A 25,326-nucleotide genomic window follows, 5' to 3' on the forward strand; every position below is an offset into this window, starting at 1 on the left:
CTGCTAACCGGTCAGCCCGGGTTTAAGCCTGGTTCAAAACAGCCAGGGCGAAGGTCAGGCCTTCGCCTTGGCGATCTCTCTCAAACGTTTGACGATCTCCGCCCCCATACTGCGCTGGGTAAACTGACCATCCGCTTTCACCCGTCCCGCCGGTCTGCCGGTGAGGATCTCCAGGCACTCATCCACGGTCGCTACCGAATAGACGTGGAACTCGCCATCCTTCACCGCCTGCACCACCTCGCTTTTCAGCATCAGGTTGCGCACGTTGGCTTTGGGAATGATCACTCCCTGTTTTCCGGTCAGGCCACGGGTTTTGCAGAGTCGGAAGTAACCCTCGATCTTCTCGTTTACGCCGCCGATCGCCTGCACCTCGCCATACTGGTTGATAGAACCGGTAAGGGCGTACTGCTGACGAATCGGGATATGGGTCAACGCCGAGATCAGCGTGCAGATCTCCGCCAGTGAGGCGCTGTCACCATCGATATAGCCGTAGGACTGTTCCATCGCGATGCTGGCGGACAGGGTGAGCGGGAAGTCCCGTGCGTATTTATGGCCCAGGTAACCCTGCAGAATCAGCACCCCCTTGGAGTGGATCGGCTGCCCGAGAGTCACTTCGCGCTCGATATCGACAATACCGCGGTTGCCCGGGTTAACGGTGGCGGTGATACGCGCCGGCGTACCGAAGGAGACATCGCCCACCTGCAACACGGTCAGGCCGTTGGATTTACCCACCGCCTCGCCATCGGTATCGATCAGCACGGTTTCATTCATGATGCCGTCGAGGATCTTCTGCGCCAGGCGTCCGGTGCGTCGTTCCTTGGAGGCAAGGGCATGTTCCACGTGGAGCGATCCTATCAGATCGTCGCCTTTCTCCTTGCGGCGGTAATCTGCCTCGCAGAGCAGGTCCACCAGTTCACCGATATGCGCCGACAGCAGTTCCTGATCTTCCGCCAACCTTGAGCTGTGCTCCACCAGCCGCGCCACGCCCTCCCGGGTCAGGTGCGCCAGGCGCTCCTCGCTGGCCAGGGTTTTCATCAAACGGGCATATTGACGAATTGATTTTGGATTACGAGCCACGTCCTCGTCGAAGTCCACGACGACACGGAACATCTTCTCAAAGTCGTGATCCAGCTCCTGCAGCAGGTAGTAGGTATCGCGACCGCCGATCAGCACGATCTTAACACCCAGCGGCACCGGCTCAGGGTTCAGTGTGATGGTGTTCACGCCGGTGTATTCGCTGACCGGGTTTTCGATACGGATCTCGTGGGACTTGAGCGCCCGCTTCAGTGCGCCATAAACGAACGGCTGCTCCAGCAGCTTCTCCGCCTCAATCACCAGGTAACCACCGTTGGCGCGGTGCAGGGCACCGGGGCGGATCAACTGGTAGTTGGTCACCATGGCACCCATTTCACTGGTGTATTCGATACGGCCAAACAGGTTGTCGTAGCTCGGGTGTGCTTCGAACACCACCGGCGCGCCCTTGGTCTTCTCGTTGTCGACCAGCAGGTTGACGCCGTAGTTCTCTTCCAGCCAGGCACGGCGCGTGGCATCGGTGCGCAGTTCCACCGGGCTTTCCGCCACCAGCTCGGCGCCGTTCTTGATCAGATCCTTCTCCACATGCACCAGGTACTCGGGCACACCGGAAAGGTTGGTGTAATGCTCCTTAAGCGCCTGGATCGGGCCGGAAACGGCCTGGCGTGAGGTATCGTGCTCAAGCTCACGAATCTGTTCCGCCACCTCACGGCGCCATTTCGGCAGCTCCGTCAGGTTGTCATTCAGCAGATCTTCCAGCTCGGAGATGTTGCGCTGAAACGCTTCGCGCTCCTCCTCCGGCAGGGCGGAGAACTGCGCCTCATCCATCGCCTGGCCGTTGGCCACCGGCGTGAAACCGACCTGGCCCGCCTCACGGTAGACGGCGATGCTGTATTCCCGGCCCTGGCGCTCCACCTGTTCCACGGCGGTGTCATAGCGGCGGTTAAAATCGCGCTCGATGCGGCTTTTCAGACGCTGGTAGGCCGGGCTTTCGAAAGCGGCGGGCAGTTCACTGAGAATATTGTCGAACAGCCGGTCCATATCACGACGAAAACGAGCCGCCTTACCAGCGGGCAGTTTCAGAATCGTCGGGTAGCGGTTGTCGCTGAGATTATTGAGATAGCACCAGTCCTGTGGCTTGCGCTGCTTCTTCGCCACATTGCGAAGGCTGACGGTGGCAAAGGAGAAACGACCGGTGTGCGGGTTGCCCATCACGAAGAGGTTATAGCCTGGGCGCTGCATACCCACACCGAACTCCATCGCCTCAATGGCGCGCTCCTGACCGAAGAAACCGCTGAAAGGCTCCAGCGTTTCAGTGGTCTTGAACGGCAGAAGATCGGTGTCGCAGGTACGGTAAAGAGCCTCGGGCGAAAGCGGAGAGTGCTTGTCCATAGGGCGACCCCTGAGCAGAGAGTTTCACCCCGTTATACCGCCCAAGACTTTGATTATGCAAGGGTCTTAGCTGGTCAATTAGCACTCAATTGTCGCCGAATGACCTCGATCACCTCTGCGGTCTGCGGCTTCACGCCGCGCCAGATACGGAAGGATTCCGCCGCCTGCTCCACCAGCATACCCAGACCATCCATCACTTTGCCGGAGCCCGCGGCCGCTGACCAGGCGCAGAACGGCGTCTGTTTGGCGCCGTACATCATGTCGTAGCAGGTGGTGCGTCGCGCCACCACATCCACAGGGATCGGCGGCAGATCGCCCTGCAGGCTGGCGGAGGTGCCGTTAAGCACCAGGTCAAAGGGCGCCGGGTCGATCTCTTTGAAACCGCAGCCGGAAACCACGCCCAGATCACCGAACGCCTGCGCCAGCTCATGGGCCTTGGATGCAGTGCGGTTAGCGATGACGATCTGCGCGGCGCCCGCCGAGAGGAACGGCTCAAGCACACCGCGCACCGCACCGCCAGCACCGAGAATCAGGACGCGGGCACCCTGCAACCGTGTGCGGTGATTTTCCAGGTCACAGACCAGGCCGATGCCGTCGGTGTTGTCGCCGCAGAGCTGCCCCTGCTCGTTCATGTAAAGCGTGTTCACGGCTCCTGCGCGTTCCGCGGCCGGTGAGCGCCACTGCGCCATAGTCCAGGCGCGCTGTTTAAACGGCACGGTGATATTCAGCCCCTTGCCGCCTTCGCGAAAAAACGCTTCGACGCTGGCCTCGAACTGATCTTCATCGATGCATTGAGCGCTGTATTCCACCGCTTCGCCGGTCTGCACGGCAAAAGCGGCGTGAATCTGCGGTGACTTGCTGTGGTTGATCGGATTACCGAATACCGCGTAGCGATCGCTCATACTCATTCCTCCAACCAATTACGCGGTTTCAGGTAGCGCTCGTAGAGTACCGCCTCTTCGCTGCCCGGCTCGGGCGCCCAATTGTAATCCCAGCGCACTTCCGGCGGCAGCGACATCAGAATAGATTCGGTACGGCCTCCGGACTGCAGCCCGAACAGGGTGCCCCGGTCATACACCAGGTTGAACTCCACATAACGGCCACGGCGATGCAGCTGGAAGTCACGCTGACGTTCGCCGTAAGGAATATCACGACGCTTCTCGATAATCGGTACGTAGGCGGGCAGGTAGGCATCGCCGATGGAGCGCATCAGCGCGAAGCTGTCATCAAAGCCCTTATCGTTCAGGTCATCGAAGAAGAGGCCACCGACCCCGCGCGGCTCATCACGATGCTTGAGATAGAAGTAATCGTCGCACCACTGCTTGAAGCGCGGATAGATATCTTCACCAAAGGGGGCGCAAGCCTGCTCGGCGGTCTTATGCCAGTGAACGCAGTCTTCATCGAAGCCGTAGTAAGGGGTCAGATCGAAGCCGCCGCCAAACCACCAGACCGGAGGCTCTCCCTCTTTTTCCGCAATGAAAAAGCGCACGTTGGCGTGAGAGGTCGGCACATAGGGGTTACGCGGATGGATCACCAGCGACACGCCCATCGCTTCAAAACTGCGGCCTGCCAGCTCCGGGCGATGCGCCGAGGCAGAGGCGGGAAGACCGGCACCGTAAACATGAGAAAAGTTGACGCCGCCTTTCTCGATCAGCGCGCCATCCTTGATAACGCGACTGCGACCGCCGCCGCCCTGTTCACGCTCCCAGCTGTCCTCTTCAAAGCCGGCACCACCATCAACCTGGCCCAGCGTATCGCTGATTCGATCCTGCAGGGCCAGCAGATACTCTTTTACCGCCGCAGCGTCAGGTGCCGACATAATACCTCCGAAGTGAATACTAACTTACGATCTAACCACTTTATTATCAGATATATCTCTGATTGTTGTGGGCTTGGTTTGTGATCCCAGCGCGCCATCAACTATGTAATCAACATCAGAACCGAAGTAAGTCCTTACTTTCAGTTTTGATTTCGCTGGAGGCGCCGCACTAACATTGGCCGACGTGGAAACGATGGGGCCACCGTAGGCACGGCAAAGTGCCTGTACTACCGGGTGTGCGCTGACCCGAACGGCAACACCGGAATGGTTGCCCTTGATCCAGCGAGGGATCAGTTGCGTAGGATCGGGAAGCAACCAGGTATTCGGACCTGGCCAGGTGCTGCTCAGCAACTCCCGCTGCTCGTCATTCAACGGCGCCAGCAGGCCACTGACCTGGAACTCGCTGGCCGCAGCCAGAATCAAACCTTTATGCTCGGGCCTGCGCTTTATTTCGAGAAGACGCGCCACAGCGTCTGGATTAAAAGGATCGCACCCCAGCCCCCAGACAGCTTCTGTCGGGTAGGCGATGATACCCCCCTGGCGCAGAACCCTGACGGCTTGATCTATATGCCAGTCGTTCACAGCGTGTTTCCGTTTAAAAGGCGTGAAATTAGCGACTTGCCGGGGGCTTTGCAACCGCCACACCGATGCTCTTTGGAACTTATCACCGCGTCAGCAAGTCTCGGTACGTATATCTTAAAGGGAAATGTATGATGAATGGATCCTCTGGCAACGCTTCTCTATCACCAAATCGTCAACGCATAATTGCGCTGCTTCTCTGTCTGCTACCGATGACAGCCCTGGCCGACGCCCGGTTTGCAAAAACCGGCGACTTCACCCGTGACCAGGTGACAAAGATGGCGCGAGAGCTGGCGGAGTCTTCGTTTGAGCCTTTGCCGGAAGCCCCCGAATATCTGCGAGAGCTGGATTACGACGAATACCGGGCGATCCGCTTTCGCCCCGACAAGGCACTCTGGGCCGACAGTAATCGCCCCTACCGCATGCAGCTGTTCCATCCGGGAGTCTATTTCAATAACCCGGTGGAGATTGCCGTGGTCGAAGGCAACAAGGCCACGCATCTGAGCTACTCGCCAGACCTGTTTACCGTCGAGCCTCCCGCCACCATCCAGCTGCCCCAGGAAGATATAGGTTTTGCCGGCCTGCGCCTGCATACACCACTCAACAAGCCCGATATCTGGGACGAGCTGGTGGTATTCCAGGGCGCCAGCTACTTCCGCTCCATCGGCCGCCACCAGAACTACGGCCTGTCGGCACGGGGCCTCGCCGTAAAAACCGGCGCCCCCGAGGGTGAAGAGTTTCCCGTGTTCCGCGCATTCTGGGTTGAAAAGCCCAGCGACAAGGCCAACTCGGTAGTCGTCCACGCCCTGCTCGACAGTGAGAGCCTGACCGGCGCCTACCGCTTTACCATCCGCCCCGGCGACCAGACGATGATGGACGTAGAAGCCACTCTGTTCCCCCGCGTAGAGCTCGACAATATCGGCCTCGCACCGGGCACCAGCATGTATTACTTCTCCCAGTCCAACCGCCAGGGCATCGATGATTTCCGTCCCCAGGTGCATGACTCCGATGGCCTGCTGATGGTCAACGGACGTGGTGAACGCATCTGGCGCCCGCTGGCCAACCCCAGCGAGCTGCAGATCAGCGCTTTTATGGATACCTCGCCCATCGGCTTTGGCCTGATGCAGCGCGATCGCGACTTTGCCCATTACCAGGATCTGGAAGCCCAGTACGAAACACGCCCAAGCCTGTGGGTTGAGCCGGTCGGCGACTGGGGCGAAGGCGAGGTGGTGCTCACCGAAATCCCCACCAACGCGGAGATACACGACAACATCGTCGCCTTCTGGAAGCCTGCGACACCGCTGGAGCCGCAACAGCCGTTCAGCTTCGCCTACCGCCTCAGCTGGGGCAACGGGCCTCAGGCCTCACCGGACACCCTCAAGGTGTTATCTACCCGTCAGGGCCGGGCCAACATCGCCGAACCTGGCCCAGAGCGGCTCTTCGTGATCGATTATGCACCGGTGAATGAATCGGCAGCCCTGCCTGAGGCGCTGCCTGAAGCCACCCTGAATGCCTCTGCGGGCCGCACCAGTAACCTGGTGGTGCGCAAGAACCCGAAGACCAACGGCTACCGCGTCTCTTTCCAGCTCGACCCTCAGGACGCGGATCTATCCGAGCTGAGCCTGAGTCTGAAGCTGCCTGACCAACGCCAGGCGGAAGCCTGGGTTTATCGCTGGACCGCAGAATGAGCCCTGAGCAGGCCAACAAACCGGGCATGCCGCCGATAAGAGCGGCCGAGATGCAGACTCAGGATCTGCGTCGCCCGCTGGGCCCAAAAGCCACTCCTGACCGCGCCCCCGGCGCACGCTATGCGGTGTTCGGCGCCAGTGCCCTGCTGCTGGGCTTCGGCGGCTACGAGATGTATGGCGTGCTTTCGCTGGGGGGCACCACACCGCTGGAATGGGCGATGCTCGGCCTGTTCCTGATCACCTTTGCCTGGATAGCCCTCGCCGCCGTCAGCTCCGTCGCCGGATTTATCATCCTGCGCAAACGGGATCGCGCTAACAGCAGTAAGGGCCCGCTTAGGCTCGAAGCCAAGGGCCGCACCGCTGTTCTGGTGCCCTGTTACAACGAAAACCCCGCGTCGGTGGCCACCGCCATCGAAGCGATGGTGCGTGAGCTGGAGCAGCATGGCGCCAACTCAGGCTTCGACTGGTGCCTGCTGAGCGACACCCGGGACCCGCAAACCGCACTACAGGAAGAGGAGGCGGTCAGCCTGCTGCGCCAGCGTCTGGGGAACAGCAGCCGGATCTATTACCGCAGACGACTGGTCAATACCGACCGTAAATCCGGCAATGTGGCGGAGTTCTGCCGCAACTGGGGCAGTCACTACGACTACCTGCTGGTGCTCGATGCGGACAGCCTGCTCAGCGCCGAGGTGATCATCGAGCTGGCCAACAGAATCGACCGGGATCCCAACGCGGGCCTGATCCAGACGGTACCGCGTCTTGTCGGTGGCACCAGCCTGATCGCCCGCCTGCAGCAGTTTGCCAACGCGGTCTACGGACCGATTATCGCCACGGGCCTGGCACGCTGGGCCGGGTCGGAAGGTAATTTCTGGGGCCACAACGCAATCATCCGCCGCCAGGCGTTTATGGAATGCTGCGGCTTGCCGCACTTGAAGGGACGGGCCCCCTTTGGCGGCACAATTCTCAGCCATGACTTTGTCGAGGCCGCGCTGCTGAGGCGCTGCGGCTGGAAGGTGATCATCGCCGATGATCTGGAGGGTTCCTACGAGGAAAGCCCACCCTCCATCGTCGACCTGGCCGTGCGTGACCGGCGCTGGTGTCAAGGCAATCTTCAGCACTCCAAGGTGATCGGCAGCCGCGGCTTTCACTGGGTTAACCGCTTCCACTTGCTGACAGGCATCTTCTCTTATCTCTGCAGTCCGCTCTGGTTCGCGCTGATAGTGGTCGGCGTCATGCTGGCATTACAGGCGCAGTACATTCGCCCCGAATATTTCGACAGCACCCTGTCCCTGTTTCCCTCCTGGCCGCGCCAGGACGCGCCCCGGGCGGTCAGGCTATTCCTGCTGACCATGCTGGTGCTACTGGTGCCGAAAATTCTCGGTATCGCCAGGGTACTGATGGACCCTGCGCAACGTCGTAGCCTGGGCGGCAGCGCCCGCACCCTGACCAGCATGTTGGCGGAGATCCTGCTGTCGGCAGCCATAGCGCCGATCATGATGTGTGTGCACTGTGGCGCGGTGTTTTCAACCCTGATGGGCGGAGACAGCGGCTGGAACCCGCAACGCCGCGACGATGGCAGCCTGCCGTGGAAGCAACTGTTCTACCGCCACCGCTGGCATACCGTCATCGGCATACTGTTGACGCTGATCGCCTGGAACAACTCACCGGCGCTGCTGGCCTGGCTTTCGCCGGCGATCTTCGGGCTGCTGCTGGCTGCGCCTCTGTCGGCGCTGACCTCATCTCTGTCGATTGGTCGCTGGTTTAAGGGCCGACAGATACTCGCCACCACGGAAGAGCTCAACGAGCCATCGATACTGCGTACCTACCGCAGCCTGGAACCGACAATCGAAGCCAAGCTTGCCTGCATCGCCCCCCTGGCCACACATTTCAGTGATCCCGCCCTGGTGCGTCGTCACGAGGCGCTGACACCCACCTATGAAGGAACCCCGTTTAGCGCCGAAGAGGCCCTGGCGCGGGTGAAGATCATGGATGCGTCGAATCATCGCCAGGCGCTGGAATGGCTGAGCCAGAAGGAGCTGGATAAGGTACTGCTGACCCCCTATCTGTACCGGATGATGGTCTCGCTGGCACAGAACCCACGGACGCAGCTTGAGGCCAGAACCGGCTAACCGATACGGGTAATCAGGCTTCCACGTAGTTCAATGTAACCCTCCAGCTCCAGCCGCATCAGTTGCTGCTGAAGTTGCGAGGGCTGCAGCGACAGCCGCTGCGCAAGGTCATCGAAGCTGATCGGGGCGAAGGGCACTGCGCTCAGTACCGGGTCATCCGTGGAGGGTTCGCCGGTCGCTTCCTCAGCCACCGCCTGCGGCAGCAGACTGCCCAGCAGAGGCGCCAGCTCCTCAATGATATGCGCGCTGGTCTCCACCAGCGTGGCTCCCTCACGGATCAGCGCGTGACAGCCTCTGCTGAGCGGGTTGTGAATTGAGCCGGGCAGGGCAAACACCTCACGTCCCTGTTCCAGGGCCTGCCGCGCCGTAATCAGCGACCCACTGCGCGGCGCCGCCTCCACGACCAGAGTGCCTACACTGAGTCCGCTGATAATACGGTTACGGCGCGGAAAGTTCTGCGCCAGCGGCCTCGTTCCCGGTGGGTATTCCGAAACCAGCGCACCGCCGCCATCACGGATCTGTTGCGCCAGCTTCAAATTGACCGCCGGATAACAACGGTCCAGACCGGTACCGATAATTGCCAGGGTTTTACCGCCCGCATCCAGTGCTCCACGGTGCGCTGCAGTGTCTATGCCCCGCGCCAGACCGCTGTTTATCACCAAACCACCCGCAGCCAGATCGGTGGCGAAACGCGAAGCCTGGTTGATGCCGTCAGCACTGGCATGACGACTGCCCACTACCGCCAGCTGCGGCAGGCACAGGAGATCCGGATCACCATCAACCCAGAGCAGGATAGGCGGGTCATGGATCTGTTTCAGCAGGTCAGGGTAAGCGGGAGAATCAAGGTTCAGGAGAGTCCAGCCACGCGCTTTGGCAAGCTCTGCCAGCTCGCTCGCGCGCTGGTAAAGATCGCCACCAGTACGGTAGCTGGCAATGGCATCCCGCACCTGGGGTTTGAGCCCCAGGGCAGCAGCCAGAGATTGATTGGAGAAAAGGTCGGGAGGCGCTACTCCTTCCACCCTGAGTCGTGCCAGCCTGGCGGGACCTATACCGGGTAGAAGACTTGCAGCGATCCATTCCCTTGGATCGCTCATCGGGAAGATTCCTAAGTTTCGAGAAGCCCCTGATCAGGGGGTTCTCAATTCGTCACCGACCTTGATCACGTTGGTGGCGCGCATCACCAAGCCATAGCTGACCTTGTCGAAGGCGCGGAATACCATCAGCTCGCCGGCACGCTCGGAGGGCAGCATCACCGTGTCGTTGGTGACCGGATCCTTGACCACTTCGCCTTTGTTGAAGACCGCAAACACGTTGCCGGTTTCAACCCCTTCGCGTTCGCCCACGTTGAGTGCAACCACATCGAACTGGCCGATCTGTTCGATGCCGCTGAGCACTTCCATGATCACCGCGTTATCGAGATCCGGGCCAGCAGAGGGGTAGAACACAGAGTCGACACGCTGCTCGTCATTCGGAATAACCCGGTCACGGACGCGAACCTCTTTCTCGAAGGAGTCATAGAGGTCCATGGTCAGCACCTGGGTATCGTCATCGCGGGCAGTGATACGACCGTCAGCCACCTTGTCGAGCTCGTAACCGAGCAGCTCGTTGGTCATCGGATCATGGTAAGCGCGGGCCGGACGGTAAACACCCTGCTGGGAAACATCCTCAACCGGCACACCGCGGGCGTATACGCGGTCGCCTGCGCCGGCAACGATACGCTCGTTCTTGCCGCCGATGACGTAAGGAGCACGTTCCAGAATATCCTCATCAACCACCAGGTTCTGGTTGAGGAAAGCAGAGATATCCTTCAGCGGAATCGCCGGGATAGCACGATCCAGCGGGGAGACGCGCGCTGTCGGGCTGAGCTTTTTGACGCCACGCTGCAGGCCGAGTCGCGGCTGACCATCGACCCAGGTCAGATAAATAATATCGCCAGGGTAGATAAGGTGAGGGTTGTCGATCTGGGGATTTACATACCAGACGTCTGGCCATTTCCAGGGGGATTTCAGGAAGTGTCCCGAAATATCCCAGAGCGTATCGCCTTTGACGACGACATACTCTGTCGGGTGACCTTCAGCGAGCTGGATCCGGTCTTCGCGGACCTCTGCCTGTGCCGGGCTGCCAAGCAGCAGAAATGCCGCTGTCAGCGACGCGCAAAGCATTCGGTTCATTCTTCAGTTCCCTTGTAATGCCAACGTCCTTCCGGTTGCGCCGGAATGGCGGATACCCGAGGCGTCTGAGCATGCATTAGACAACATTATCAGTATAATAGGCTGCATCTTACAATTCTCCATCCGACATGCCCGTCGAACAGCGTTTAAGCAGATACTATGTCCAAACTCAAGATTCTTGAATTTCCTGATCCTCGACTACGCACTATCGCCGAACCCGTCGACGTTGTCGATGACAGCATCAAGCTGCTGGTCGACGATATGTTCGAAACCATGTACGACGCACCGGGCATCGGCCTCGCGGCCACCCAGATCAACGTGCATAAGCGTATTGTCGTCATCGACCTGTCGGAAGACCAGTCTGAACCTCTGACCTTGATCAATCCCGAATATACGGTACTGGATCAAACTCTTGAAGAGATGCAGGAAGGTTGCCTGTCGGTGCCCGGCTTTTTCGACAACGTGGTGCGCCCACACAAAATACAGGTCACCTCGCTGAACCGCGATGGCGAAGAGCAGAACTTTGTCGCCGACGGTCTGCTGGCGGTATGTATCCAGCATGAGCTCGACCACCTCAACGGTAAGCTGTTTGTAGATTACCTGTCGGGGCTGAAGCGTAACCGCATCCGCTCCAAGCTGGAAAAGAAACACCGCGCCGAAGCAGCCGGCTGATTCCGGCCTGGCAAGCACCACTTTCAGACAGGTTTGCTTCGGCAAGCCTGTTTTTCTATGCCCGAGACGAAACCGACCATGACCCGCACGCCACTTCGAATCATCTTTGCCGGTACACCCGACTTCGCCGCCTCCAGCCTGGACGCCGTGCTGAAAACCGGGCACGAGGTGATCGCCGTCTACACCCAGCCGGACCGTCGCGCCGGTCGCGGTAAAAAGCTCACTCCCAGCCCGGTCAAGGCCCTGGCGCTGGAGAACGGTCTGCCGGTCTATCAGCCCCTGAGTCTGCGTGACGAGGAAGCTCAGGCCGAGCTGGCGGCCCTGAACGCAGACCTGATGATCGTGGTGGCCTACGGCCTGATCCTGCCCCAGGCGGTGCTGGATACCCCGCGTCTTGGCTGTATCAATGTGCACGCCTCGCTGCTGCCGCGCTGGCGTGGCGCCGCGCCCATCGAGCGCGCCCTGCTGGCCGGCGATACGGAAACCGGTATTACCATCATGCAGATGGATGCGGGCCTGGATACCGGCGATATGCTCAGCATCTCACGCTGCCCGATCAACCCCGAGGATACCGGTGGCGTCCTGCATGACCGACTGGCCCTGCTTGGCGCCGAAACGCTGGTGAATGCTCTCGATCCGTTGGCCGCTGGTGAGCTTACCCCTGAGCCCCAGGACGACGCCGGCGCCTGCTACGCCAGCAAGCTGGACAAAACCGAGGCTGAGCTGGAGTGGAGCAAAAGCGCCGCCGAGCTCGCCCTGCAGGTTCGCGGACTCAACCCGCGGCTGGTGGCCTACACTGAATCTGAAGAGCAGAAGCTCAAGGTCTGGAAGGCCAGCGCTGAAGACCAGGCTGCAGATGCAGAGCCCGGCACTATCCTCGAGCAGCGCCGCAACGCTCTGCTGGTGGCGACGGGGCAGGGCTGCCTGGCTCTGGAGGAACTGCAGTTGCCGGGCGGAAAGCCGCAGCCGGTATCTGCTCTGCTGAATGCGCACAGGGAGCGCTTTGCCGTCGGCAAGCGCCTGGGTTAAGACAGAATGAATATACGGGTTAGGGCGGCGACACTGATCGCCTCACTGCTGCAACAACGTGGCTCACTGAAATCCCTTCTGCCGGAAGCACTGGACGGTTGCGAACCCCGCGACCGTCCGCTGCTGCGCCAGCTCTGCTATGGCACCCTGCGCGACCTTTACCGGCTCGACAGCATCGCCGGCAAACTGCTCAAGCGACCATTTCGCGAACAGGACCAGGATCTGCGCGCTCTGCTGCTGATAGGCCTGTACCAGTTACGCTCCCTGCGCATTCCCGCCCACGCCGCCGTCAGCGAAACAGTCGATGGCGCCGAGCTGCTGAGCAAGGAGTGGGCCGGTAAGCTGATCAACGCCGTGCTGCGCCGCTACCAGCGCGAGCAGGATAAGATCGAGTCCGGTCTCGCTAATGACGAAGCCTTTCGCTGGAACCATCCGGACTGGCTGATCGAAAAGCTCAAGCACAACTGGCCAGATCATTGGCAAGCGATCCTCGCTGCCAACGATAACCAGGCTCCGCTGACTCTCAGAGTTAATAAACGCTTACTAACCCGAGAAGAAGCGCTGCAACAGCTTAGCGATGCCGGCATTGCGGCCACGCCCGGTGAGTTTTCAGCCGAGGCGATCACGCTGGCCGAAGCCCGGGATACCAGCGAGATACCCGGATTTGCCGAAGGCCGGTTCAGTGTTCAGGATGAAGCCGCCCAGCTTGCCAACCTGCTGCTCAACGCCGAGAAAGGCGATCGGGTGCTCGACGCCTGTGCCGCGCCAGGGGGCAAGCTCTGCCACCTGCTTGAGGCAAACCCAAGCCTGGGCGAAGTGGTCGCCGTGGAGATGGAGCCCGTCAGGGTAGAGCGCACCCGCGATAACCTGGAGCGCCTGAAGCTGTCACACGAGTGCGTATTGCACCTGGGCGATGCCAGCGCCGGTGACTGGTGGGACGGCAAGCCGTTCGACCGCATCCTGGTCGACGCGCCCTGCAGCGGTACGGGAGTTATTCGTCGCAATCCCGATATCAAGCTGCTGCGTCGTAACGAAGAGATTCTTGCGCTGGCCAACCTGCAGTTGAGCATCCTCAGCAACCTCTGGCGCATGCTCAAGCCCGGTGGCAGGCTGGTCTACGCGACCTGCTCGGTATTCCCACAGGAAAATGAGCGGATTATGCAACGCTTTGTTAAACTCCACGCCGATGCCCAGGCCGAGCCCGTACCGCTCGCATGCGGTATCGAACGCCCCTTCGGTCGTCAGCTGTTTCCGGTCGATGGCGGGCATGACGGTTTCTTCTACGCGATTCTGACAAAACAGCCCGACGCGGGCACAGACAAGTAACCGAGGCTCTGAGTGAAGATCATTATTCTGGGTGCCGGACAGGTCGGCGGCTCGCTCGCCGATCACCTTGCCAACGAAGCCAACGACATCACCGTAGTGGATACGGACACCGGTCGTCTGCGCGAACTCCAGGACCGCCTGGACATACGTACCATCGAGGGCAAGGCCTCCTATCCCAGCGTACTTGATCAGGCCGGCGCCCAGGACGCCGATATGCTGATCGCGGTGACCAACAGCGATGAGGTCAACATGATCGCCTGCCAGGTCGCGCAGACGCTGTTCAACGTACCGACCAAGATCGCCCGTGTCCGCGAGCATGACTACCTGCAGCGCAACAAGGCGATCTTTGACGCCAAGGCGATCCCCATCGACGTTTTGATCAGCCCGGAAGAGCTGGTCACCATGCATATCAAGCGCATGATTCAGCACCCCGGTGCTCTGCAGGTGCTCGACTTTGCCGAGGGCCAGGCCCAGCTGGTGGCGGTCAAGGCGTATTACGGCGGTCCGCTGGTGGGTCGCGAGATCGCCTACCTGCGCGCGCACATGCCCAATATCGATACCCGCGTTGCTGCCATCTTCCGTCAGGACCGGCCGATCATCCCCACCGGGGATACGGTGATCGAGGCCGATGACGAGGTGTTCTTTATCGCCGCGCGCAACGACATTCGCGCCGTCATGAGCGAGCTGCGCCGCCTGGATAATCCGTATAAGCGAGTGATTATCGCCGGTGGCGGTAACATCGGTGCACGCCTGGCCAGCACCATCGAAAACCAGATGCAGGTGAAGATCATCGAGCGCGATATCGGCCGCTGCAACCTGCTGGCACGACAGCTCGACAAGACCATCGTGCTGCATGGCAGCGCCTCCGACCGTGACCTGCTGCTGGAGGAGAACATTGAAGACACCGATGTGTTCTGCGCCCTGACCAATGATGACGAAGCCAACATCATGGCTTCCATGCTGGCCAAGCGTCTTGGTGTGCGCACCGTAATGACACTGATCAACAACCCGGCCTACGTGGACCTGGTTCAGGGTGGGGCGATCGATATCGCGATCTCACCGCAGCAGACCACCATCGGCGCCCTGCTGACCCACGTTCGCCGCGGTGACGTGGCAGCGGTGCACTCTCTACGTCGTGGTGCTGCCGAAGCGCTGGAAGCGGTCGCACACGGAGATCCCCGGTCATCCAAGGTGGTTGGCCGCACCATCGAAGAGATCGCGCTGCCGCCGGGCACCACCATCGGCGCCATTATCCGCAAGGACAAGGTGCTGATCGCTCACGACGATGTAGTGGTGGAAAACGGTGATCACGTCATCCTGTTCCTGGTCGATAACCGCCGCATCAATGATGTGGAGCGGCTGTTCCAGGTCGGACTGACTTTCTTCTAAGCAAAAGCTTACTCACACGGATCAACCACAGCGAGCCTGGTACATGCATTTCAAAGTGATACTGCGCATCCTGGGTATCCTGCTGATGATCTTCAGCATTACCCAGCTTCCGCCCATGGCGGTCTCGCTGTACTTCAATGATGGCGCGGTCCATGCCTTTGCCATCGCGTTCTTCATCACGCTGCTGACCGGCTTTTTGATCTGGATTCCGGTGCACCAGGTGCGTCAGGACCTGCGCACCCGCGACGGCTTCCTGATCACGGTGCTGTTCTGGAGCGTGCTGGCCGCCGCTGGTAGCCTGCCGCTGCAGCTCTCCGAATCACCGCACCTGAGCTTTACCGATGCGATATTCGAGTCGCTTTCGGGGCTCACCACCACCGGTGCCACGGTGATGACCGGCCTGGATATGCTGCCGGAATCGCTGCTCTATTACCGCCAGCAGCTGCAGTGGCTTGGCGGTATGGGGATTATCGTGCTGGCGGTAGCGATACTGCCGATGCTCGGCATCGGGGGTATGCAGCTTTACCGCGCCGAGACGCCGGGCCCGGTTAAGGACTCCAAGCTGACACCGCGTATCACCGAGACCGCCAAGGCGCTCTGGTATATCTACCTGTCACTGACCATCGCCTGCGCGCTGGGCTACTGGGCTGCCGGCATGTCGCTGTTCGACGCCATCGGCCACAGCTTCTCTACCGTGGCCATCGGCGGTTTCTCCACCCATGACGCCAGTATCGCCTACTTCAACAGCCCGGTGATCGAGGCGATCTGCGTGGTGTTCATGATCGTCTCCGGGGTCAACTTCGGTCTGCATTTCTTCGCCTGGCGCCAGAAAAGCCTGCTGCATTACTTCAAGGATCCCGAGTTCAAGTTCTACCTGACGCTGCTCGGTGTGATTACGCTGATCACCTTTGTCGCCTTGATCCTCAATGCGGTCTACGAGCCGCTGGAAGGGGTCCGCAGGGCCGTTTTCATGGTGGTATCGATCGCCACCACCACCGGCTTCAGCACCGCTGATTTCGCCCACTGGCCGGCAATGCTGCCGTTCATGCTGTTTGTGGCCGCGTTCGCCGGCGGCTGTGCTGGCTCGACCGGCGGCGGCATGAAGGTGATCCGTATACTGCTGATCATCAAGCAGGGGCATCGCGAGCTGCTGCGCCTGATCCACCCCAGTGCGGTGATTCCGGTCAAGCTGGGGCGTCGCCCGATCAGTGACAATGTGCTGGAAGCGGTATGGGGATTTTTCTCGGTTTACCTGCTGGTGTTCGTGATCATGCTGATCGGTCTGCTGGCAACCGGACTGGACCAGGTGACGGCCTGGTCCGCGGTAGGAGCAACGCTGAACAACCTGGGGCCAGGTCTTGGCGGAGTGTCGCTGCACTATGGTGATCTGAACGACACCGCCAAGTGGATTCTCTGCCTGGCGATGCTGCTGGGCCGCCTCGAAGTATTTACCTTCCTGGTACTGCTGTCACCGGCCTTCTGGCGCCGCTAACAGGGCTTTAGCGGCGGGGCAGACGGTAGGGGTTATCCGAACCATCTTCACGACTGTGGAAGCGTTTGTACTCCCACTGGTACTGTGCCGGGCACTCATGGACACAGCGCTCGATACTGCGGTTCATCGCCGCTGCCGCCTCGTTCACATCCTTGCTGTTAACCCCCGCCTCAGCCCGGGAAAAGCGCAGCTCAAAGCCTTCGCCGTTATCCAATCGCTGCGCATAGCCACAGATCACGGCAACGCCGGTCTGTGCAGCCAGTTGGGGGAACAGCTTCATGGTCAGCGCCGGCTGGCCAAAGAAGGGTACAAAGACTCCCGCATCGCGATCCGGCTCTTGGTCCGGCAGCACACCGACAATCTCGCCGCCGCGTAGCGCCTTGATCAGCATCCGCACGCCACGGGTATCCGCCGGCGCCATCTTTGAACCCAGGCGGGCGCGGCGTTTCAGAATCAGCTCGTCGAACTTTTTCTGCCGTGGCGGCTTGTACATGGCGGTGACCGGGTAGCGGCGGGAGAGGTAGAGGTTCATCACCTCCCAGTTACCCAGGTGCGGGGCTATCAGCAGGATGCCGCGGCCGTTGTTGAGCTCATCGGCGATCAACTCTTCGCCCACGACAGACTTCACCTTTTTCAGCACCCGTTCCGGTGACCAGATCCAGGACACCCCCATCTCGGCCAGCGAACAGCCGGTATTTTCCAGGCTCTTCTTCGCCAGTTTGTCGCGCTCGGCCTCCGGCATTTCGGGGAAACAAAGTTCCAGGTTGATCCGCGTGTTGGCGTACAGCCGCTGGCTGTCACCCTGACGGTAGATCCAGCGCCCCATAAACCGGCCTAGCCACTGCGCCACACCCAGCGGCAGCAACGCTATCAGGCGCATGCAGAAGATCCCCAGAACTGCTTTAAACTCTTTCAAATCAGGCCTTCCCGTTGTTGATCCTTAGCCGCATTATAGCGGCCCGCGTTTATGATCCAATGATAAAGCCGGCGCCGTTGTGGCCATCTCGCCCCCAGGCCAGCAATTTAGCGCCTTCTCTTGCCATACCGGCTCCGCAATAAGCGGTCCAATCATGTATAATTCGCGTCTTATTTTGTCCACTTCGAATTCAATGGTGATTTCCGTGACTGACAAGGTTAAACCAGACGTTAGCACTTTCCAGGGACTGATCCTGGCCCTGCAGCAGTTTTGGGCCGAGCAGGGCTGCGTCGTGATGCAGCCGCTGGATCTCGAGGTTGGCGCCGGCACCTTTCATCCCGCGACCTTTTTGCGCTCCATAGGTCCCGAACGCTGGCGTTCAGCCTATGTCCAACCGAGCCGCCGCCCCACCGACGGTCGCTATGGCGAAAACCCGAACCGTCTGCAGCATTACTACCAGTTCCAGGTGGTTCTCAAGCCGAACCCCGACAATATCCAGGAACTCTTTCTGCAGTCTCTTGAGCATATCGGCGTAGACCCGCTGGTTCACGACGTTCGCTTCGTCGAAGACAACTGGGAATCGCCCACGCTGGGCGCCTGGGGCCTTGGCTGGGAGATCTGGCTCAACGGTATGGAAGTCACTCAGTTCACCTACTTCCAGCAGGCTGGCGGTCTGGAATGCTACCCGGTCACCGGCGAGCTGACTTACGGTCTTGAGCGTATCGCCATGTACCTGCAGAAAGTGGACAGCGTTTACGACCTGATCTGGTCCCGCGCTCCTGATGGCAGTGTTATCACCTATGGCGACGTCTACCACCAGAACGAAGTAGAGCAGTCCACCTACAACTTCGAACACGCCGACGTAGACACCCTGTTCAACAGCTTTGACTACCACGAGCGCGAGTGCAACAAGCTGCTGGCACTGGAAACCCCGCTGCCGCTGCCGGCTTATGAGCACGTCCTGAAGGCCTCTCATACCTTCAACCTGCTCGACGCTCGCCACGCGATCTCCGTTACTGAACGTCAGCGTTATATCCTCCGCGTTCGTACGCTGGCCCGCGAGGTTGCTCACGCTTACTTCAACTCCCGCAAGGCACTCGGTTTCCCGCTCGCTGATCCGGAGATTCGAGACGAAGTCATGGCCGCTAGCCAAGAGGAGAACCACTGATGTCGGCAAAAGATTTTCTGTTTGAACTTGGCACCGAAGAGCTCCCGCCGAAAGCGTTGAAGTCCCTTTCCAGCGCGCTGGAAAGCGGTATCCGCAGCGGCCTGGAAAACCTGCTCGGCAAAGAGCAGCTGTCCGGCACCACATTCAAGGCGTACGGCGCTCCGCGTCGCCTGGCCGTTCTGGCTACTGATCTGCCCACCGAAGTTCCTGAAAGCCGCATCACTGTTCAGGGCCCGCCGGAAAAGATCGCCTTCGACGCCGATGGCAATCCTTCCAAGGCGCTGCAGGGCTTCGCACGTAAATGCGGTACCGAAGTGGACCAGCTCAGCGTTATCGGCGGCAAGTACAGCTTCGAGAAAGTCACACCCGCACAGCCGGTAGCACCGCTGCTGAGCGAAGTAATCACCCAGGCACTGGATAACCTGCCGATTCCGAAACGCATGCGCTGGGGTTCATCCCGGGCGGAATTCGTGCGTCCAGTGAAGTGGGTTGTTCTGCTGTTCGGCGATGAAGTCGTTCCCTGCGAGATCATGAGCCACACCGCCGGCCGCCATACCCGTGGTCACCGCTTCCATTACAACGAGCCGATCGAACTGTTCGACGGCCGTCAGTACGCCGAAACCCTGAAGCAGAAGGGCAAGGTACTGGCTGACTTCGAAGAGCGCCAGGAACTGATCCGCGGTCAGCTGCTGGCCGAGGCCGAAAAGGTTGGCGGTAACGTGGTTATCGACGAAGGCCTGCTCGAAGAGGTTTGCGCCCTTAACGAATGGCCGGTGGCACTGACCGGACGCTTCGAGGCACGCTTCCTGGAAGTGCCGTCTCAGGCGCTGATCTCCTCCATGGCGGACCACCAGAAGTATTTCCACCTGCTGGATAACAACGGCAAGCTGATGCCGTACTTCATTACCGTGGCCAACATCGAATCCCGTGATCCCCAGCTGGTGATCGAAGGTAACGAGAAGGTGATCCGTCCGCGTCTGTCTGATGCGGCATTCTTCTTCGAGACCGACAAGAAGCAGACTCTGGAATCACGCACCGAAGCGCTGAAGAAGATCGTGTTCCAGAACGAGCTGGGCACTGTCTACGAAAAGAGCACCCGTATCAGCGGGCTGGCTGGCCTGATCGCCGACCAGATCGGTGGCGACGGCGTCCATGCATCCCGCGCCGGCCTGCTGTGCAAGGCGGACCTGGTGTCTGAGATGGTATTGGAGTTCCCCGAGCTTCAGGGCCTGATGGGTTACCACTACGCACTGAACGACGGCGAGCCGGAAGAAGTGGCACTAGCTCAGAACGAGCACTACATGCCGCGCTTCCACGGCGACGAACTGCCGCAGACCAAGACCGGTATCGCTGTAGCCATCGCTGACCGCCTCGACACACTTGTTGGCCTGTTCGGTATCAACCAGCCTCCTACCGGTTCCAAGGATCCGTTTGCGCTGCGTCGTGCCACCCTGGGCACACTGCGCATTATCGTTGAGAACGATCTGGCTCTGGACCTGCGCACACTGCTTCAGGCTGCGGCAGACCAGTACGGTCAGCTGCCGGCACAAAACACTGTAGTTGAGCAGGTACTCGAGTTCATGCTCGAGCGCTTCCGCGCCTGGTACGAAGAGCGTGGTATCAGCGTCGATAACTACATCGCCGTTCACACCCTGCGCCCGACCAAGCCGCTGGATTTCGACCGCCGCGTACGTGCAGTATCTCACTTCCGTACACTGCCGGAATCAGCATCCCTGGCGGCCGCTAACAAGCGCGTCAGCAACATCCTCAGCAAGCAGGAAGGCGAAGTCGCAGACAACGTCGATAGCTCATTGCTGACCGATGCAGCGGAAGTAGAGCTGGCCAAGCAGGTCACTGCACTGGAAGCGGAGCTTGCTCCATTCTTCGAGAAGGGCGACTACCAGAACGCGCTTGAAGCCCTGGCTAAACTCCAGGCACCGGTGGACCGTTTCTTTGAAGAGGTCATGGTCATGGCGGACGACGAGAAGGTTCGCGGCAACCGTCTCGCGCTGCTCACCAAGCTCCGCAACCTGTTCCTTGGCGTTGCTGATATCTCTCTGATCGCTGGCTGACAAAGTCACGCATCGATCATCAAAGGCCCCGAAAGGGGCCTTTTTTTTGTTCCACGTGGAACAGCAATTTGGTACCGATTCCAATCTGACATCCGATGCAGTTACCTGTCGCCTTTTCAGGGAGCGTTTCACGTGAAACACCCTAACCAACAAACGTTGATTCGTATGTGCTCCATTTCGTCCCATCAATAAACGCTCGTGAAATTACCAGAAGATTCAGGTTGCAAGCCGAGCTGGACCCGCCGCTTTCCGAACCCGATCTATACGCTCACTGCAAGGATGAGAACGGTTTCAAGCTCGCAGACTGAGCTCACAATCAAGTTAAGAAAACGATCGAATCTTCGAAAGGATATGGCCGATCGAGACGGCCCCGGATAACCACGCCTAAACTATTGGGCCGATGCTATATGCGAGACGCTTCTATATATGCAAGTAACAGCTGCACTTAGCAGGCGTTTTAAGGCAGAACTGAAGACCCCTGAATTGACACCTGATACTGAACTAAGAGCGGGGCAGACAGGGCATATCCCGACTTAGACGGCCACGCTAGCCGGCTAATAGACCAGCACAGCGTTGAACCTGGACGGATCATTACCACTGCGGCAAGGACGTCTCAGCATCTTTAGAGCAGTCAACTGTGCCTCCCTAACAGGGGACTCGACCTTTGCTGAAACCCTAATTGCGTCCCACGTAAAAACGCCAAACGTAGATTAGAGACAACCTCCTTACTTCAGTTATCTCGCGCTTGCAGAGATAGGCTATCGATTCTCCTTTCTCAACCCGTCACATTCCACTCCGGTATTGAGACGGCATACCGCATTAACAACGCGTCAGACTCAAAAGCAAAACTAATAAATTTCGCGCCAGCGTGAGATGAGCAGCCTGACCGCAAGCGGTCTACCAACGCGAAGCGCCGTCAGTTAACCTCCACGTTAATAAACCTCACACAACAATAATCAGAGGACGTACACACGCCAATTAGCGATGTGCAGGTTCATGGCGCATTGCCACTAAGGCTAGAAGAGCGCCCGCGCGCAGTGCACCTGAAACACCCACCGCAAGGTTGTTTGTCAGATACCTGGGTGACACCAACGTTAAGACGATCTCAGCGCAGCAACGCTGGTAGACCGCCGCAACTACCCGTGCGGGAAGAAAACTGATCCGGCACCCGTCTAAACTAAACATGCAAGACAAAGCACAGCTGCGCTGATCTTCAGTCGCCCCTAAAGCTCCTATATCGGTATAAGTTACCTTTGGGCATTCTTAGCGCTGCCGGCCATCGTTATTACTCGTGCATCCGTACAGGCAAAAGAGCCGTAGTAGAACGTCTTTACGGCGGAGCGCATATCGCTTTCCACCCTTAAGCAAAGCCCGATTCGAATGGATTAAACGTAAGATCGGACAGCCACTCGACCACATCAACTGAATTTCATTCGGCGTTAACTACAACCCTGATCCCATCGAACCGCTCCACTGGCCTTCGGCCTTCTTCCTTCGAATACAATCAGAGCGTCGGGCAGCAGACGCGGGTAAGTGGTAGTCGGTTACGTTACGGGCCGGCTTTTATTTCGGTGACTCGTTACCGGCTGAGTCTGGAGGCGTCAGCGCCCATGGGAGCCTGACATGAAATATATGCTGATAAGAGAAGAGCCCAAACACTGTTCCATAGCAGGTTTTAAGGTGGCCGACTGACTCCTACACGGTCATTCTGAGGGTCGCATCTACGAGCAGATCGGTAGAGATGATTATCGGTCTATGGATGTTAAGAAGATCTATGCGAAGGCATCCGCTTGATGCTCACTCAATGGCTTCGATCGATGACGCGAATGCCTCAGCAGATATCCAATTTAATGCGTTGATCATCACCCTCTGAGTTTCAGCGCAGCTCAGGATAGTAGTCCAGGGTCGGTCAAATATGAATTTATCTCCCGCAATCACCTTTGGTTTAACAGATCAATCAACCACGCATTTTGAACCCGGACATGTTCCACGTGAAACCTTGCGGCGTTCTCGCAGAGAGCTTGGTCTCACCTGACCAAGATCACTACCTGACACGGATAGTCCCGAGCGCTCACGATGAACTTATCACTGTTCACCGAGATAAATTGACCGCTAAGCCTAACCACTTTCTCAGTAAGCTATGTCTGACCGTAGATTCGAAACCGACTTTATTAAACAAGTAACTAAGCAGCCGCTCTGAGACTGAACACAATCGTCAGCGACTATTCTTGTTCCACGTGAAACATCCTTTCGTCGGCTTTGCGACGAAACTCCTCAGCCAATTCTAACGAAACTCTCCTGGCTGGAATCCAGAACGAGCACCGGCCGCGTGTCCCCGCATATTCCGAAGAATATCCTTAAGCTGGTACCCGTTTTGCAAAACCTTGAAGTTGACCACCAACGGAAGAGGACAGGGCAATGTTGTCAGCCGCCGAAATGCTTTCCCAGTTTGAAAACTGCTACCAACTGGGTGACGCCAGCATGGACAAAACACACCAGGAATCCCTGCGCCACTGCCACGAGACAGCAGCCTCCAGCGGCCCTCAATTTGCTATCGCATTTCAAAGACTGTTGGATCACACGCAAGCGCACTTTGATGAGGAGGAGCAGAGAATGCTGGCGACGCGACACGGTTCGTACAAGGAGCACCGTGCAGACCATCAACGCATCCTCGGAGATATGACGCGTTTCAACGAACGAGTGCAAGCAGGGCGCGGAATGATGGCCAAGGCCTGGCTGACTGACAGCCTCCTGGCCTGGTTCGACATCCATGCCAAAACGATGGACAGTGCGCTTGCGTCCGATCTGAAGGCGGATGCTTGATGAATACCTGGACCGGAAATCTGCAGCAGGGAAGGCGGGATCGCTTCGATACAGGCGCTCTCATCAGCGCACCGCACAACACGAACAATCGTGTATTTGTCATCGAACAGGGGCGTGCCCGAGTCTGCCTTGTTGGCGGAGCAAAGGAGCAGACCCTGCGTTACCTTAAGGTTGGCAGTCTGTTTGTCACTCACACGCCGACCTGGATTGAAGCGGTCGAGCCATCAACGATCCTGAGCTGGCCCATGAGTGAGCTGCGTGACCTGATTATCCGCCAGCCTGATATGGCCATTGTCGCCCTACGCGAGATCGGCGGCATCGTCAGCACCTGCCTCGAGGTGATCGAAGACCTGGCGTTTCGGTCCGTGGAGAGTCGGCTAGCTCGCTATCTACTCACCAAGCATCGAGAGTCCGGCGCTGTACCTTTTACCCTGTGCGACAGCACCGAACGCCTGGCAACGTTGCTGGGTACCTCACGTCAAACCCTTTCCACCATCATCAACCGTATGGAGCGGGAGAACCTGATTCAACGAACCGGCCGACGCAGTTACCAGGTTCTCGATAGCGAGACGCTGACACTGACCACAGACGACCTGTCAGCTGGCTGACAGACAGCCGGATGATGGCGACATAAGCTGACCTCCTGACCAATCATCAGGAAAGGAGGGCAAGAATATGAATGATCTTTCGGTCAAAAAAGACAGGTATGTGAGCTTCTGCGGACTGGACTGTGACCAGCGTGCCACCGATTTTATGCTGCGTATAAATCAGCACCTGGAGACTAAAAATGGCGCAACACCCTGGATCGATTACTTCACCCACAAGCTGAACGAGAAAGCCAAGATGGGCGTGGATGATCTGTTCTTTATCGGTGCGCAGATGAACACGCTGAACGAATACCTGGAGCAGATCGAAGATGAAGAGGGGCTCGAGTTACTTTGGTACCTGGAGCAGGAATGCTGCTGACCGATGCAGGCAGGAGACTTAAACGCCATCCTGCCTCTTTCGACCTAAAGAGCTGCATCCCACAACAGGCGTCCCGCCTGTTTAGCGTTACTCACAAGAGCCTCGCTGCAGCCCTGAACCTGACTCGTAACGATAAGACCTTCCCCCAGCAGGAAAAGCGCGTCAGCCACAGGAGCGGGCTCTCTGGCGCCTGCAGCACTACATAAACCCAGCAGCAGCGCCTTGATCTCCTCCTTGTGCTGATCCGCCAGCCGGTGCGGAACCTGCTCCCTGGCGGCAAATTCCGCTGCGGCGTTGATAAACGCGCAACCGCAGAACTCAGTCTCAGCCACCCAGTCCCCGATAAAATCGAGGTAGGCCAGCGGCCTTGCCTCAGCCTCTACAGCCAGCACATGCTGTTTAACCCTGCCGATAAACTGCTCATGCCGCAGTAGAAGTGCCGACTCAATCAGGTCGTCTTTACTGGGAAAATATTTGTAAAGAGTGCGCTTGGTTACGCCCGCTTCCGCGCTCAACAGATCAACCCCTGAGGCGTGAAAGCCGTTTCGATAAAACAGCGCAAGCGCAGCTGTAACTATTCTGTTTGCGGTCGGCATTGTTGCTCTCTCTGGAATATACCGTTCTGTTTACCTTTGTACACCGATCGGTATACTTACGCAACAA

Annotated in this window: 20 protein-coding genes; 12 read left to right on the forward strand and 8 right to left on the reverse strand. The window is 58.8% G+C overall.

Going from position 1 to position 25,326, the window contains the following annotated elements:
- Window positions 1–54: 54 nt before the first annotated feature.
- The 4 genes from C4S72_RS22085 to C4S72_RS22100 all read right to left on the reverse strand — a co-directional run bounded on the left by C4S72_RS22085 (window position 55) and on the right by C4S72_RS22100 (window position 4,825).
- Window positions 55–2,424, reverse strand: a complete 2,370-nt coding sequence (locus C4S72_RS22085; protein WP_104005365.1) for a Lon protease family protein — start codon at window positions 2,422–2,424, stop codon at window positions 55–57.
- 74 nt (window positions 2,425–2,498) lie between these two features.
- Complete coding sequence (gene aroE, locus C4S72_RS22090) at window positions 2,499–3,326, reverse strand: shikimate dehydrogenase (RefSeq protein WP_104005366.1); 828 nt, start codon at window positions 3,324–3,326, stop codon at window positions 2,499–2,501.
- Between the two features lie 2 nt (window positions 3,327–3,328).
- Complete coding sequence (hemF, locus tag C4S72_RS22095) at window positions 3,329–4,243, reverse strand: oxygen-dependent coproporphyrinogen oxidase (protein ID WP_104005367.1); 915 nt, start codon at window positions 4,241–4,243, stop codon at window positions 3,329–3,331.
- Window positions 4,244–4,267: 24 nt separating this feature from the next.
- A complete protein-coding gene (locus tag C4S72_RS22100) occupies window positions 4,268–4,825 on the reverse strand; it encodes an L-threonylcarbamoyladenylate synthase (protein WP_104005463.1) in 558 nt (185 codons plus the stop codon).
- A 131-nt stretch (window positions 4,826–4,956) separates the two neighbouring features.
- Between C4S72_RS22100 and C4S72_RS22105 the strand changes: the two genes are divergently transcribed.
- Window positions 4,957–6,510, forward strand: a complete 1,554-nt coding sequence (locus tag C4S72_RS22105; protein WP_200826867.1) for a glucan biosynthesis protein G — start codon at window positions 4,957–4,959, stop codon at window positions 6,508–6,510.
- Complete coding sequence (gene mdoH / locus C4S72_RS22110; protein ID WP_104005369.1) at window positions 6,507–8,639, forward strand: glucans biosynthesis glucosyltransferase MdoH; 2,133 nt, start codon at window positions 6,507–6,509, stop codon at window positions 8,637–8,639. The genes C4S72_RS22105 and mdoH overlap by 4 nt, the downstream gene beginning before the upstream one ends.
- On the opposite strand, the gene dprA is transcribed toward mdoH, so the two are convergent.
- Entirely contained in the window at window positions 8,636–9,733 is a 1,098-nt protein-coding gene (gene dprA / locus C4S72_RS22115) for a DNA-processing protein DprA (RefSeq protein ID WP_104005370.1), read from the reverse strand. The two genes, mdoH and dprA, sit on opposite strands and share 4 nt — an antisense overlap.
- A gap of 33 nt (window positions 9,734–9,766) precedes the next feature.
- On the reverse strand, window positions 9,767–10,810 hold the full coding sequence (locus C4S72_RS22120) for a LysM peptidoglycan-binding domain-containing protein (protein WP_104005371.1): 1,044 nt from the start codon (window positions 10,808–10,810) through the stop codon (window positions 9,767–9,769).
- A gap of 159 nt (window positions 10,811–10,969) precedes the next feature.
- On the opposite strand from C4S72_RS22120, the gene def reads away from it, so the two are divergent.
- Genes def through C4S72_RS22145 form a run of 5 tightly spaced genes read left to right on the forward strand, consistent with a single transcriptional unit; the run spans window position 10,970 to window position 16,718 of the window.
- Window positions 10,970–11,482 carry a peptide deformylase gene (def, locus tag C4S72_RS22125; RefSeq protein WP_104005372.1) on the forward strand — a complete coding sequence of 171 codons (513 nt, stop codon included), beginning with the start codon at window positions 10,970–10,972 and terminating at the stop codon, window positions 11,480–11,482.
- A gap of 57 nt (window positions 11,483–11,539) precedes the next feature.
- The gene (gene fmt / locus C4S72_RS22130; protein WP_327332989.1) at window positions 11,540–12,511 is read left to right on the forward strand and encodes a methionyl-tRNA formyltransferase; all 972 of its coding nucleotides are present in this window, start codon (window positions 11,540–11,542) and stop codon (window positions 12,509–12,511) included.
- 6 nt (window positions 12,512–12,517) lie between these two features.
- Window positions 12,518–13,837, forward strand: a complete 1,320-nt coding sequence (rsmB, locus tag C4S72_RS22135; protein ID WP_104005373.1) for a 16S rRNA (cytosine(967)-C(5))-methyltransferase RsmB — start codon at window positions 12,518–12,520, stop codon at window positions 13,835–13,837.
- A gap of 12 nt (window positions 13,838–13,849) precedes the next feature.
- Window positions 13,850–15,226 carry a Trk system potassium transporter TrkA gene (gene trkA, locus C4S72_RS22140; RefSeq protein WP_104005374.1) on the forward strand — a complete coding sequence of 459 codons (1,377 nt, stop codon included), beginning with the start codon at window positions 13,850–13,852 and terminating at the stop codon, window positions 15,224–15,226.
- Window positions 15,227–15,269: 43 nt separating this feature from the next.
- On the forward strand, window positions 15,270–16,718 hold the full coding sequence (locus C4S72_RS22145; protein ID WP_104005375.1) for a TrkH family potassium uptake protein: 1,449 nt from the start codon (window positions 15,270–15,272) through the stop codon (window positions 16,716–16,718).
- A 7-nt stretch (window positions 16,719–16,725) separates the two neighbouring features.
- On the opposite strand, the gene C4S72_RS22150 is transcribed toward C4S72_RS22145, so the two are convergent.
- Window positions 16,726–17,634, reverse strand: a complete 909-nt coding sequence (locus C4S72_RS22150) for a lysophospholipid acyltransferase family protein (RefSeq protein WP_104005376.1) — start codon at window positions 17,632–17,634, stop codon at window positions 16,726–16,728.
- A 193-nt stretch (window positions 17,635–17,827) separates the two neighbouring features.
- Between C4S72_RS22150 and glyQ the strand changes: the two genes are divergently transcribed.
- The 5 genes from glyQ (at window position 17,828) to cowN (ending at window position 24,663) form a co-directional block, all read left to right on the forward strand.
- Window positions 17,828–18,802 (forward strand): glycine--tRNA ligase subunit alpha, encoded by a 975-nt coding sequence (gene glyQ, locus C4S72_RS22155; RefSeq protein ID WP_104005377.1) that lies wholly within the window; start codon window positions 17,828–17,830, stop codon window positions 18,800–18,802.
- A complete protein-coding gene (glyS, locus tag C4S72_RS22160) occupies window positions 18,802–20,874 on the forward strand; it encodes a glycine--tRNA ligase subunit beta (RefSeq protein WP_104005378.1) in 2,073 nt (690 codons plus the stop codon). Before glyQ ends, glyS begins: the two co-directional genes overlap by 1 nt.
- 2,418 nt (window positions 20,875–23,292) lie before the next feature.
- Entirely contained in the window at window positions 23,293–23,697 is a 405-nt protein-coding gene (locus C4S72_RS22165; RefSeq protein ID WP_104005379.1) for a hemerythrin domain-containing protein, read from the forward strand.
- Window positions 23,697–24,305: a Crp/Fnr family transcriptional regulator gene (locus C4S72_RS22170; RefSeq protein ID WP_104005380.1), complete on the forward strand. Its 609-nt coding sequence runs from the start codon at window positions 23,697–23,699 to the stop codon at window positions 24,303–24,305. The genes C4S72_RS22165 and C4S72_RS22170 overlap by 1 nt, the downstream gene beginning before the upstream one ends.
- A 67-nt stretch (window positions 24,306–24,372) precedes the next feature.
- A complete protein-coding gene (gene cowN, locus C4S72_RS22175; protein WP_104005381.1) occupies window positions 24,373–24,663 on the forward strand; it encodes a N(2)-fixation sustaining protein CowN in 291 nt (96 codons plus the stop codon).
- 44 nt (window positions 24,664–24,707) lie between these two features.
- Here cowN and C4S72_RS22180 read toward each other — a convergent pair whose 3' ends face one another.
- Window positions 24,708–25,259, reverse strand: coding sequence for a TetR/AcrR family transcriptional regulator (locus tag C4S72_RS22180; protein WP_104005382.1), 552 nt, complete (start codon window positions 25,257–25,259; stop codon window positions 24,708–24,710).
- Between the last annotated feature and the right edge of the window lie 67 nt (window positions 25,260–25,326).

Source organism: Marinobacterium lutimaris (assembly GCF_900108065.1).
GTDB lineage: Bacteria > Pseudomonadota > Gammaproteobacteria > Pseudomonadales > Balneatricaceae > Marinobacterium_D > Marinobacterium_D lutimaris.